12 protein-coding genes are annotated in these 12,630 nt (G+C 57.8%); 5 read left to right on the forward strand and 7 right to left on the reverse strand.

Annotated elements, in window-relative coordinates; all coding sequences use genetic code 11:
- Positions 1–89: 89 nt before the first annotated feature.
- The 6 genes from L1F30_RS11450 to L1F30_RS11475 form a co-directional block, all read right to left on the reverse strand.
- Positions 90–2,318, reverse strand: a complete 2,229-nt coding sequence (locus L1F30_RS11450) for a molybdopterin cofactor-binding domain-containing protein (protein ID WP_253356216.1) — start codon at positions 2,316–2,318, stop codon at positions 90–92.
- Positions 2,318–2,791, reverse strand: coding sequence for a (2Fe-2S)-binding protein (locus L1F30_RS11455; protein WP_305879907.1), 474 nt, complete (start codon positions 2,789–2,791; stop codon positions 2,318–2,320). Before L1F30_RS11455 ends, L1F30_RS11450 begins: the two co-directional genes overlap by 1 nt.
- Positions 2,772–3,383, reverse strand: coding sequence for an NTP transferase domain-containing protein (locus tag L1F30_RS11460; RefSeq protein ID WP_253356217.1), 612 nt, complete (start codon positions 3,381–3,383; stop codon positions 2,772–2,774). Before L1F30_RS11460 ends, L1F30_RS11455 begins: the two co-directional genes overlap by 20 nt.
- Positions 3,380–4,417, reverse strand: coding sequence for an XdhC family protein (locus tag L1F30_RS11465; protein WP_253356218.1), 1,038 nt, complete (start codon positions 4,415–4,417; stop codon positions 3,380–3,382). Before L1F30_RS11465 ends, L1F30_RS11460 begins: the two co-directional genes overlap by 4 nt.
- A 158-nt stretch (positions 4,418–4,575) precedes the next feature.
- Positions 4,576–5,460 carry an ABC transporter substrate-binding protein gene (locus L1F30_RS11470; RefSeq protein ID WP_253356219.1) on the reverse strand — a complete coding sequence of 295 codons (885 nt, stop codon included), beginning with the start codon at positions 5,458–5,460 and terminating at the stop codon, positions 4,576–4,578.
- Positions 5,461–5,518: 58 nt separating this feature from the next.
- Entirely contained in the window at positions 5,519–6,196 is a 678-nt protein-coding gene (locus tag L1F30_RS11475; protein ID WP_253356220.1) for a response regulator transcription factor, read from the reverse strand.
- 242 nt (positions 6,197–6,438) lie between these two features.
- Between L1F30_RS11475 and L1F30_RS11480 the strand changes: the two genes are divergently transcribed.
- The 5 genes from L1F30_RS11480 to L1F30_RS11500 all read left to right on the forward strand — a co-directional run bounded on the left by L1F30_RS11480 (position 6,439) and on the right by L1F30_RS11500 (position 12,006).
- On the forward strand, positions 6,439–6,996 hold the full coding sequence (locus L1F30_RS11480; RefSeq protein ID WP_253356221.1) for a hypothetical protein: 558 nt from the start codon (positions 6,439–6,441) through the stop codon (positions 6,994–6,996).
- Between the two features lie 207 nt (positions 6,997–7,203).
- Positions 7,204–9,306 carry a glycosyl hydrolase family 18 protein gene (locus L1F30_RS11485; protein WP_253356222.1) on the forward strand — a complete coding sequence of 701 codons (2,103 nt, stop codon included), beginning with the start codon at positions 7,204–7,206 and terminating at the stop codon, positions 9,304–9,306.
- Positions 9,307–9,570: 264 nt separating this feature from the next.
- Positions 9,571–9,975, forward strand: coding sequence for a hypothetical protein (locus tag L1F30_RS11490; protein WP_253356223.1), 405 nt, complete (start codon positions 9,571–9,573; stop codon positions 9,973–9,975).
- A gap of 119 nt (positions 9,976–10,094) precedes the next feature.
- Entirely contained in the window at positions 10,095–10,472 is a 378-nt protein-coding gene (locus L1F30_RS11495; RefSeq protein ID WP_253356224.1) for a hypothetical protein, read from the forward strand.
- A gap of 295 nt (positions 10,473–10,767) precedes the next feature.
- Entirely contained in the window at positions 10,768–12,006 is a 1,239-nt protein-coding gene (locus L1F30_RS11500) for a sensor domain-containing diguanylate cyclase (protein ID WP_253356225.1), read from the forward strand.
- Between the two features lie 50 nt (positions 12,007–12,056).
- On the opposite strand, the gene L1F30_RS11505 is transcribed toward L1F30_RS11500, so the two are convergent.
- Entirely contained in the window at positions 12,057–12,605 is a 549-nt protein-coding gene (locus L1F30_RS11505; protein ID WP_253356226.1) for a hypothetical protein, read from the reverse strand.
- Positions 12,606–12,630: the final 25 nt, after the last annotated feature.

Genomic DNA, 12,630 nt, shown 5'->3' on the forward strand with positions numbered 1-12,630 from the left:
AGTAATCAGACGCCGCTGGCAGAAATTGCCCCCGGCAAGTTCGCTCACCTGCCGGGGGCTTTGGGGTTTAAATTGAAGGTTGTGGTTTATCAGGCAATACGCAAATGACGCGCCACCGGCAGTGAACGAATGCGTGGCCCGCCGGCTGCAGCTATGGCGTTGGTAACGCTGGGCGCCACCGGTGGCACGCCTGGCTCGCCCACACCACCATGTTTCTCGGCACTTTCAATGAGCGTGACCACAATGTTGGGCGACTGCCCAATACGGCAGAGCGGGTAGTCATCAAAGTTAGATTGCTCAACACGCCCGTTTTTAAAACTTATCTCACCCATTAGCGCAAGCGACAAACCAAAGATTACCGCGCCCTCCATTTGTGCGTGTACGCGATCTGGGTTAACAATCTGGCCGCAATCCAGTGCAATGTGCACATCGGTTACGCGCACGGAATCGCCTTCCAGTTTTACTTTGCTGGCTACTGCCACGTAACTTAAAAAGCTGTGGTGTACAGCCACGCCCCAGCCTTCACCTGCACCGGTTTTGGCGGGCCACTTGGCCGAGGCTTTCACACGGGCCAGTACATTTTTCATGCGGGCAATGCTGTAGGGGTAATCGGCGTTAAAGCCTGCGGCAAAACCTTCTTCGCGGGTATCTACCGTGCGATCTGCACCGAGCGCTTGCAGCTGATACTCGAGCGGGTCGCGCTTGACCAGGTGTGCCACTTCATCAATAAAACTGTTTACCGAAAAGGCGTGATTGATGTTGTACACAGAACGCAACCAGCCAATGCGGGTGTGCGCGGGTGTAGGGTGCACTTGGGCCAACTGGTGCGGCACCTCGTAGGGCATGTTGGCAAAGCCCTGCCCCACTTCAAAATCTTGCAGCAGTGCTTGCTCTGGCTGAAAGGTAGACATAATAGTGGGCGAGGCCACGGCGGCCTTGAGTGCCACCAGTTTGCCCGCGCCATCAACGCCGCCACTGAAGTGCTGCACACTAAAGGCATGGTAATAGCCGTGGCGCACGGCGTCTTCACGGCTCCAAATCACCTTTACCGGCCGCCCGCAGGCTTTGGCAAGGTAGGCGGCCTCGGCGGCAAAATCCGGTTTCGATTTGCGCCCGAAGGCACTGCCCAGCAGGGTGACGTGCACCTTCACCTGTTCTGGCGCCACGCCCACAGCCCCGGCCACTACCTGCTGGGTGCGCTGCGGTGCCTGCACGCAGGCCCACACTTCGCAGCCGTTTTCTGTCATGCGCGCAGCCGCCGCCGGTGGCTCCATGGTGGCGTGCTCCAGATGCGGCACGCTGTAGACTGCCTGAATCCTTTGTGCAGATTCAGCGAGCGCTTTTTTTACATCACCGCGCACGCGCACCTGCTTGGGCTCACCGGGTAATGCTTCCCCAAGGGCCGTTAATTCTGCGTTGGAATTAAATTGCTGGTGGGGGCTGGGCTGCCATTCAATCACGAGCTTTTTGCGGGCCTGCTGCGCAGCCCAGGTGTTGGTAGCCAACACGGCAACACCTGCCAAAGGGTGAAACATGGGCGGCTCCTGGCCACCTTCAAGCCGAATAATGTCTACCACGCCCGGCACTTTGCGGGCGGCTTTATCATCTACAGATTTGAGCGTGCCACCCAGGTAGGGGCAGCGCTCGATGCTGGCATGCACCATGTCTGGCAATTGCACATCTACGCCGTACTCGGTGGTGCCGCGCACTATGTCATCCAGATCTACCATCGGCACGCCCTTGCCGATGTATTTATAGTTAGACGGATCTTTAAACTGCAGGGTTTTCGGGCCGGGCGCAGGCAGTTTGGCGGCGGCAGCGGCCAGCTCGCCAAAGGGCAGGCTGCGGCCACTGGCACGGTGATGCACTTGGTGGTTTTCTGCGGTGCAACTTTCAACGGGCACCTGCCAGTGATTGGCCCCCGCCTGGCACAACATGGCCTTTGCGGCCGCGCCCATTTCGCGCATTATCTGATAAAAGCCCACCACCGAGCGCGAGCCATCGGTGTTTTGGTTGCCGTACTGTTTATCGCCCAGGGCCTGCACGATTTTAACTTTGCTCCAGTCGGCCTCCATTTCATCGGCAATAATTTGCGGCAAACTGGTGCGAATACCCTGCCCCATTTCCGAGCGGTGCGCCACCAACGTGACGGTGCCATCGGTATCCAAATGCACAAATACATTGAGCGACAACTGCCCACCCTGTTGGCCCGTCCAGGCGGCGTTGGCGGGCAAACTTGCCTGCAGCGCCAGGCCCGTGGCCGCAAGGCCCGTGAGCTTTAAAAATGCCCGGCGATTAACAACCTGTAGGTTTGACATTACTTTGCCTCCTTGGCCGGTTGGTATTGTACCGCCGCACTTTGAATGGCCGATTCAATGCGCGGGTAGGTACCGCACCGGCAAATATTGCCCGACATCGCCGACTGAATTTGCGCGCGGCTGGGGCTCGCATTGCGTGCCAACAGCGCCGCAGCACTCATAATCTGGCCAGCCTGGCAGTAGCCACACTGGGGTACCTTGTGCGCCTTCCAGGCCTGCTGTAACGGGTGGTCACCAGCGGCAGACAAACCTTCAATGGTGGTGATTTCCGCACCCACCGCGGCAGACACCGGCAAGCTGCACGAGCGCACGGCCGAGCCATTAAGGTGCACGGTGCAGGCGCCGCACAGGCCCTTGCCGCAACCGTATTTGGTGCCGGTGAGCTGCAACAAATCGCGCAACACCCATAACAAGGGCATGTTCGGGTCGGCATCCACTTCGCGCTTGGTGCCGTTAATCGATAGCTTTTGCACTGGCTCTCTCCCTGTTTTCAAAGGCAATAAAATCCGCGGGCGTATCAATATCTATCGCCGCCTGCGGCATGGAAACTGTGGCTACCTCAGCGCCCATCAGCAGCGCCTTGGCACCGCTGCTACCGGCAAGGCCTGCCAAGGCAGGAAAGTAGCACCGGGGGAAATAGGCGGGCACGCCGCGGGTATTTTGGTAAGCGGCGCACACAGCCACAGGACTGCCTGCGCCACTGTGCGCATTCCCCGTGCGCACAAGCCCGGTGAGGCACTCACGGGTAACACCCAGTTGATCACCCAACACAATCACTACCGCAGTGGTTTCAGCGGGCAGCGCGCCCACCCCCCGGGCAATGGAAGCCCCCAGGCCCTCGGCCCAGGCATCGTTCACCACAATGTTACAGCCCGCTGGCACCAGGGGTGCCAGCCGCACAGCGTCGGCCCCCAGTACAACGAATACCTGGCCCGGCGTCACCTCTGCGGCCCGCTCGGCCATGTGGGTGAGCATCGCCCGGCCACGCCAAGGTTGCGCCTGCTTGGGCTCTGCACCAAAGCGCCGGCTGGCACCGGCGGCCAGCACCAGGGTTGCGCAGCTCATTGCACACGCCCAAGTTGGCTGAGTGCCGCCCCTTGAGCTGCGGTATGTGTTGCCCTGTTGGCCGCCACTTGCGATTGGCCATAAAGCGCCTTGTGACAGGCCGCCAGTGCCGAGAGCGCCACAGCCTCCGGCAGATCACCGCCCAGTGGCTCACCCATGGGGCCATCAATGGCGACCGGCAAGCGCCGGGGTTCCAGATTGAATTCCGCCAATAGCCGCGCTTTGCGATGGGCAGGCCCCAGCAGGCCGATATAGCGCACCGTTGAGTCGTAAAGGGCTGTGAGTGCGCCCGCATCCAGGGTGAGGTTGTGGGTCATCACCAGCGCGGCATCAGCCTCGGCAACGCAGGCCTTCACCTCGGCATCGTGGGCCTGTGCTTGCAACCAGCGCGCGCTGGGAAAATCTTCAGGCCGGGCCAAGCCCTGCCGGTGATCTACCAATGTAATTTGCCAGCCAAGGCCTGCCGCAAGCTGCACCACAGGCACCACATCAACGCCTGCGCCAAACACCACCAGCCGCACCTGCGGCGCAACCGGCACCCACAGGTGCAGCCCCTGCACAAAGGCTTCACGGGCGCCATCTAGCGGGGGCTCGGTGTGTAATTGCGCCTGTGCATCCGGCTCAGGCGCCAAGGGCAAAGTAAGCCAAGCTGCGCGGCCGCTTGCCAGTTGCTGGTAAAGAGTGGCCAGCTGCAACCATTGATTGGCAGCATTCAGGGGCAATAAACGGATCTGTACCCGGCCACCACAGCCCAGGCCGTACTGCCAGGCATCGTCTGCGGTTTCGGTGGCATCAAAGGTGATATCGCGCGGGCGCCCAAAGGCCAATACCCGTTTGGCCTCGTTCAAGAGCGCCCGCTCAAGGCAGCCGCCACTCAAGAGCCCCAGGCACTGGCCCAGCTCACTGATGAGCATCATCGCGCCCGGCTTGCGGTAGCTTGAGCCCTCGGTATGGGTAACCACGCCCAACACCCAGCGCTGGCTTTCGCGCTTGGGGTACCAGGCCGCCAACACGGCTTCTATATGATTATTCATTGTTATTGCGCAAAATTTGACGGTTCCAGCTTACTTGAAAATATTCACGCGCTTTGGCAGCCCGGCGTATTTTGGGTTCGCTTTAGCGCTGCTCGTCATCTCTTGTTTGGCGCCGTATCTTGTTTGGCACCTTACGGCCCGTGATCACCCTACGGCGGTTAATGCTCGCCTGGATCACCCGCCTCCATCGGTGGCAAAGGGCGCGGGCTGAGCCGACCTTGATCATAGTGAATGCCGTATTCGGCCAACACCGATTGCAGCACACCGCTGGCCGCAAGTTTTGCCACGCCCGCGTTAATGGCCACAAGCTTCTCCTGGGCCCCAATGGCGGATTTTGCCACCCCCACATACATGGCCTGCAGTGCCACGGGGCTGGGGGCTTGCACTATGTCGTGATCGGCCAGCCGGTACTGGCGCTCTATCATGGCGCGCACCACAAACTCTTCCCCCACAATAGCATCTACCCGCCCGGCCATAAGCATGCGCACCTGTTGCTCGTAGCTCGTTACCTCAACGCGCACCAATTGGGCAAAACTATCAAAGTCATCGCTTACCCGCGCACCGCGCATTACCGCAACCTTAAGCCCGGCCAGGTCTTGTATGCGCTCAAAGTGAACCGGGTGCGCACGGCGATAAAACAGCGCCGTGGCCGATACCCCTAGCGGGTCTGAAAAGAGCAAATAAGCCTCGCGTGCGGGGCTCTTATACAGCGGCGCAATAGCCTCTACCTTGCCCTGTTGGGCCGACGACAAAGCCCGCCGAAAAGGCATGAACTGAATGTGCGGTGCATAGCCGTGCTCGATGAGAGCCAGCGCCAATACTCTGGGTACCCAGCCCTGCTCGGGCAGCAATTGGCCGGCGTGGGGCGCAAGCTCTGCCGCAGCTATACGAATCTCGCTGGCCGGAGCCAATGGGCGATTGGGCAACACCGGGTTTTCACCAAGCGCGGGCGGGGCCATGAGCCCGAAAGCTGCCAGCAGGATCAGCAGGTAGCTTTTGGGCGCAATAGTGCTTGTGGGCGCAAAGATGCTTGAAAAAAGCAAAACAGGCAGCTTTTTGCCGCCAGGGGATCCGGGTTGGCTCAGGTGAAACGAGAGGCAATCAGCAACCTTCGGCATCAAGATCGGCGTTAATCAGCCCCAGTGTGCGGGCCTTCGCCACGGCCTGGGTGCGGTTTTTAACGTCCAGTTCTTTCAAAACAGCCGCCACATGCACCTTTACCGTACTGGGCGACATATCCAGCGCGCGGGCGATCTCCTTGTTAGCCAGGCCACGCCCCATTTCAACCAACACTTCCTGCTGGCGATCGGTGAGCTTTACCGAAGTCACCGGCCGCTCGGCCACGGCTTCCACCATGGGCTTGGGCACGGCGGCTGGCTTGTTGGCCACCATCAACGGCGGCACATACACACCGCCCGAGAGCACAAGCTTGATGGCACTCAGCATCACTTTGGCCGAGGAAGATTTGGTGATAAACCCGCTGGCACCGGCCTGCAGGGCCCGCATCACCAGGGCAGGATCTTCTTCGGCAGAGAGCAATATCACCGGTAATTCCGGGAATTCCGCCTTGATATCGGCCAGTATCGACATGCCGTCCTGATCGGGCAGGTGGTAATCGAGCAGCACTATGTCGAACTCAACCGCCTGCTGCTGCAGTTGCTCCATTGCCGCAGCACCGCTGCCCACCTCCCTCACCTGCGCGTTGGGCTCAAGCTGGTGCAACAGCACACTTAAGCCATCACGGAATAACGCATGGTCATCGATGATTAAAATATCCACTCATACCCCCGAAAACGCCGCGCCACATGCGCCGGCCAATACTTACTGTTACTACTATAGATCAACTGGTATTGATCAACCCTTATAGTTCAACCCCTGCACGCCACTGTATCGGGCTTTCGCCGGGCTTACCCCGTTCAAATGGCCTAGGCCATCAACTAGCCTATCTGGCCAATACCTTAACACCCCCGGCAAACCTAAACTGGTCGCATCTTAAATTTACTCATCGAGCGATTACGGCCATGACTGCACAACTTGTTACCAAACCACGCAGCGTTAACCATATTTCCGCTGTCGCCCAGCCTGCTAACCACTACCAGCTGCGCATCACCGCGCTGGAAGAAAGCAACGCCAGCCTGCGTGAGAAAAACGACCAGCTCAACGAGCAGGTTACACTGTCACGTTATTTCAACGCAGAGAAAGATGCCAACATTGAGCGCTTGGAAAATAATCTCAAGCAGCGCCAGCAAGCCTACACCCTACTGCGCGATGAGAAAAACAAATTGCAGACTACCCTGGGCGACATGAAGCTTGCAGTCATTCGCATGCGCCACAATCAGCAAACTGAAATTCGCGCGCGTGAAGCACAAGAAGCTGCCATCGAAAAATTGCAGGCGCTCATTGACGAGCTAATTGCAGAAAATCACCGCCTGCACCGCACCCGTCGTGCACTGGAAGCCGTGCAGCAGGTGTTTGCTGATGCGTTGTTCAGCGCCTGCGAGCTGGTGCAGAAAGTTAAAGCCGAGTGGAACAACCGCGAAGCACGCGCCGCACAAGAGCGCCGCATTGCACGCGGCTAACACCTGCACCCGCTTTTAGCGGCAAACACCTCAATTTCTGTAACGCCCCTATTGCGGGCGTTTTTTTATTTTTGTTCAGGCCTAGGCCAAGGCTTGGTTTTGACGCCAAGGCTTAGGCCATCGTGCCAATACCGGGCAGCTCACACAGGCCCTATAGTGGCCCCACTGAATTTTTTGTTTCTACTTTCACACAATTTAGGTACGGCAATGATCAATCAACTGATGATGAAAACCGCATGCGCTTTAGTGCTGTCTACCACGCTTGCTGCCTGTGGTGGCGGCTCTGGTGGTGGATCCACTGTAGAGGCCACAATCACGCCCGACGGCAATGGCGGCGCATCTGTAGATGTAACCATCACGCCTGACAACAACACCGGCAGCGGTACCGATTCTGGCAGCTCTGAAACAACCGGCAACAGCACCACTGAAAATACCGGCGGTACTGAAACTTCCGGCAATGCAGGCACAGGCAGCACCGATTCTAACAACGCAGGCTCCGGCACTACCGATTCTGGTAATACCGGCTCTGGCAACATGGGCTCTGGCAATATGGGTTCCGGTAGCACTGGCAGCACAGGCTCTGGCAGTGTTGATTCAGGTAGTACTGGCTCAGGTGACATGAGTTCAGGTGGCAGCGACACCGGTAACACCGGTTCAGACAACACCGAAAGCGGCGCAAGCACAAACACTGAAACAGAAACAGACAATTCCGACACCACGGAAAACAACACAGACGAAACTACCGAAAACACGCCGGATGAAAACGCCAGCCAATACCCCGCGTGGAGTGCGAGCAGCACCTACAACAAAGGTGACCGCGTGGCTTATGAAGGCCAGGTGTATGAAGCCAAGTGGTGGTCACAAAATGACGTGCCCAGCAGCAACACCGGTGCCGGCAAACCCTGGGAGCTGATTGGCGACGACCAAGGCAGCACCAGTACCGAAGACGACACAACCGAAAACGAAACCACCGAAGACAACACAGAAGAAAACACCGATGCCTCAAACACCGACGGTGGCAACGGCGACGCCAATATTGATCAAACCACCGATGGCAACGGCACAACCGGCAACGGTGTGCGCCCACAAGGCCAGGTAGTGGGCACCTACTTTGTTGAATGGGGCATTTACGGGCGCAACTATCACGTAATGGACATGCCCGCTGAAAAGCTCACCCACATTTTGTACGGCTTCATTCCGATTTGCGGCCCTAACGATTCACTGCAGCAGGCCAACCCCTCGGGTTACAGTGCGCTGGTAAGCCAGTGCAACGGCAAACAGGATTACGAAGTTACCATTCACGACAAGTTCGCGGCCCTGGAAAAATCCTACCCCGGCGACAACTGGGACGACCCGATTCGCGGCAACTTCGGCCAGCTGATCAAGCTCAAGCAGCAGCACCCGCACCTGAAAGTATTGCCTTCTGTAGGCGGCTGGACACTGTCAGATCCCTTCTTTCACCTGGCAACCGACGCCACCAAACGTGCGGTATTTGTAAACTCGGTAGCCGACTTTCTGCGCACCTACACCTTGTTTGACGGTGTGGATATCGATTGGGAATTTCCGGGCGGACGCGGCGCCAACGCCAACCTTGGCTCGCAGGCAGATTTTGAAGCCTACGCCGATTTAATGCGCGACTTGCGCGCCATGCTGGATGATCTTGAAGTAGAACTGGGCAAAGAACTGGAGCTTACCTCTGCCATTGGTACAAGCCCTGCAATGGTAGCAGCCGCCAACTATGGCCGCGCACACCAGTACATGGATTACATTTTCGCCATGACCTACGACTACCACGGTGCATGGAGCGGTGTATTGGGCCACCAGACGGCGCTGAACGACTACCACTACAACACCAACGACGGTTTCTACGCAGCCTCTGTATTGGATAGCCTGCTCATGCAAAACGTACCGGCGTCAAAAATTGTACTCGGTGCCGCCATGTACGGCCGCGGCTGGACCAACATCACCGGCGCACAACCCGAGTGGCCCTTCGGTGGCCAGGGCAATGCACCTGTAAAAGGCAGCTGGGAAGATGGCGTAGTTGACTACAAAGACATAGTGCAAAACTACCTGGGCGGCAGCCAAGGCACAGGCATCAACGGTTTTACCTACTACTACGATGCCGATGCCGAAGCGCCTTACCTGTGGAACTACAGCACCGGCACCTTGATCACCTACGACAACCCGCGCTCGGTAAAAGCCAAAGCGGCGTTTGTTAAAAACAATGGCCTGGGCGGATTGTTTTCCTGGGAAATCGATGGCGACAACGGCGACATTGTTGATGCCATGATTGAAGGCTTGGCCGAGTAACACTTTCCTCTGTTTAGCGTAGCGTAATCGCGCTTTCCCTTTGCGGCGCCCCTGGGCGCCGCTTTTTTTTGCCTCACTTTTCGCGCCCTGTTGGCACCCTCACAAGGCTTAGGCCATGCGGGCAATACCGCAGGCGTTGCCCGCCCGATACAGTGTGTACATCACTATTTAAGGGCTTTGCGTGGAACGCAGCCAACACATCAAACGCAACCCGCTCGTGCACAACAAGGTGTTGGCACCCAAAGCGAACAGCAGGTAAACAACATGCTTTCTTTGCCATTGAAAGCCGCACTTACAGCGGGCCTGATCAGCGCCTTGCTGTGCAGTTACGGATGGTGTGACAACATCGCCACAAAAACCGAACAGCACCTGCTGGCAGAAATTCTGACCCAAGCCCAACAGCTGCTCGGCACAGCCATGCCCCGCATAAACGCCAATGAGCCACCCGCCGAACTCTGGGCGGCAACAGCGCAATCACAGCCAACGGCAGCAAAATGCCTGCTACTGGGTTGCAGCCTGCGCCACCGGCGCACCCACATCCTTTTGGGCCCGGGGCCATTGCAGGCAGCAGACGAGCGCCTGCCGCTTTCCGAGCGCTCCGGTAAGAATGAAGCCAACTACGAGCACAATCAGGCGCGCACCCTGCTCAAGTGGCAACTGAACTTTTAACCACCCTGCGCGCCCCCAAGCAATGGCCTAGGCCATTAGCTAGCCTATCTGGCCAATGGTGCGCCAGCCCCAACCCGATAAACTGGCACCATCTGAAAACAAACGAGAGGTGTTACCCGATGAAAGCGCACGTGCACAATACCTTGCTAAACAGCCTTGCCCCGCACATGAAGCCCGCTGCACTCAAGCTTGGCGCACATAACCCTGCGCTGGACACCCGGGTACACGAAACGCTTACCGGCATGCGTCAGCGCATGGCCAACCTGGAACAAACCCTCGGCGAGACGGCCTCACAAAAACACGAGCTGGAAACAGAGCTGATGTCGATCAAGGGCCAGTTCAGCCAGCAACACCTCATCAGCAAAAACCTGCAAGTGGCGCTCACCAAAGCCCAGGCCCAAATAGCAGACCTGGAAGCCACGCTCGCGGTGTACCGCCGCAAAGCCATGCACGATGAAAAAGAAATTGAATTGCTGAAAACCCAAATTTTTGCCTAACACCCGCTGGCTGCCGGCCATTTCTGCCCGCAGCCAGCACCACACCAAACAGTACCCGCTACACAATCTTCTCGTCACCACTTGCCGTTTAGCCAACCTTGGCGCAAGCAAACACAACCTTGGGTTTGTTGCGCACACAGGCTAAGGCCGGGTTCTAGGCCAAACCTGCGCACCCCATCGCCCACCTGGCACCCGCCCGGCTCGCCCACGCCCAGGCTTTGCTGTGCTAACCTCAAGGGGCTGACTTTGCATAATCATTGCAAGCAACCCTTTCATTCACCTGCCAGACAACGCCATGTTTGAACGTTGGTTTTCTTCGCTCGCGGTGCGGGCAAAAATCCTGGCAACGGTTATTGCCACTATGGTGCTGGCAGTTACCTTGTCGGGTGCAGCGTTTATTGCCTACGATTTACAGCAGCAAAAGTCTGCGCTCCTGGATAACTTCGCCGCCATTGCCCAGGTAACCGCCCAGCGCAGCAGTGCTGCGGTAGCCTTTATGGATGCCAAACGTGCGCGTGAGAACCTGGCCGCTTATGCGCTGGTGCGCGGAGCCACAGCCGCTTGCCTGTTTTCCCACGCGCGCAATCGCCCCTTGGCCAGCTGGCCTGAAGAGCCATTAGTACAACCCCACTACTGTGCCACCGAACCCTCGAACGCAGGCCAGGTGCAATACGTGAGCGATGAGTTTGTGCTGGCTGTGCCCGTAACCGCCATGGGTAACCAGGTAGGTGTGTTAACGGTGTATGGAAGCTTTGCGCCACTTTACGCCCGCAGCCGGCAATTGGCGATGAGCTTGTTGCTCATCAGTGCTGCAGCAAGCCTTGTGGCTTACGTGGCAACCCTGCCGCTGCAACAGCGCATCTACCAACCCATAGTGCATTTGGGTGAGGTGGCACGCCACGTAGGCCAGCACAACGATTTTACAGTGCGCGCCACCAAGGCTGCCCCCGATGAACTGGGCGATACCGTAGATGCCTTCAACGCCATGCTAAACAGCCTGGCCGACGATAAAAAAGCGCTTGAAAAAATGGCCTACTTCGACGCCTTAACCGGCCTGCCAAACCGGCGCAAATTTATTGAAGAGCTGGCCCGCACCATTGCCCATTCACGGATTCACAAAACCCTGTTCGGGCTCATTTTTATTGATCTCGATAACTTCAAATGGGTAAACGACAACCTGGGCCACGACCGCGGCGATGAACTTTTAAAAGAGTTTTCCAGACGCGTGGCCGGCACCGTGCGCGAAGACGACAGCGTTTGCCGCTTAGGGGGCGATGAGTTCACGGTGATATTAAGAGAGCTAAAAGACGACGCCGAAGGGGGGCGGGTATGTGAGCGCATATTAACCGCGCTGGCCCCACCCATGCAGCTGGGCCAACATCAACACACGGCCGGGGCAAGCCTTGGCCTTGCGGTGTCAGACGGCTACAAGGAAAACGTAGACAGCATCATAAAAAAAGCGGATTTGGCCGTATACGACGCAAAATCCGCTGGCAAGAATACCTTCAGGCTGTATCACCCGGGCCTGCAATAGGCGCACGCTCGCGCCCTTGGCAAGGTAGTGGCGCCTGCTTAAAACCTGGGTTAATTCGGCAGATTCAAATTCACAACCGGCGCGCGCGGGCGCGAGCTTGCCGCCAGTTTATCGGTAATGGCGCGCGCTATATCGGCCACCTCAAAAATCGAACGGTCTAGCAGGGCTGCACGATCCAGCAGGCAAATAGGCACGCACAGGCAACCGCTGGTAACCAGCATTAAATCGCGATTGCGCAACACCGGTAGCTGGCCGTCCCAGGCATCAATACAACGCGCCAGTGGCACACGTTTGGCCCTGCCACTGAACTGCACCACCAAACCGTAGTGGCTATCCCAACAGAGTGTGGCCCGGGTAGGTAAAATGGCCGAGGGCGGAATGTTTGTGAGCTGGTCGTAGTTGGCTTCGGCGGTGGGCACCGCGCCATAGCGGTCTTCCCAGCCCTCATGGGCCTCAATATTGAAGCTGCAAAACACCTGTTTGAAGGCCTCTGCATACACGCAAAAGCGCCCGGCAATACCCGACAAAAACCTACCTACGTCCGGGTCTAGGGCGGCAGACGAAGCAGAAGATGCAGGCAGTGGCTGTATGGCAAACATGGTCGCTGGCTCCAAAAATTAGACA

This window comes from Simiduia sp. 21SJ11W-1 (assembly GCF_024138675.1).
Classification (GTDB): domain Bacteria; phylum Pseudomonadota; class Gammaproteobacteria; order Pseudomonadales; family Cellvibrionaceae; genus Simiduia.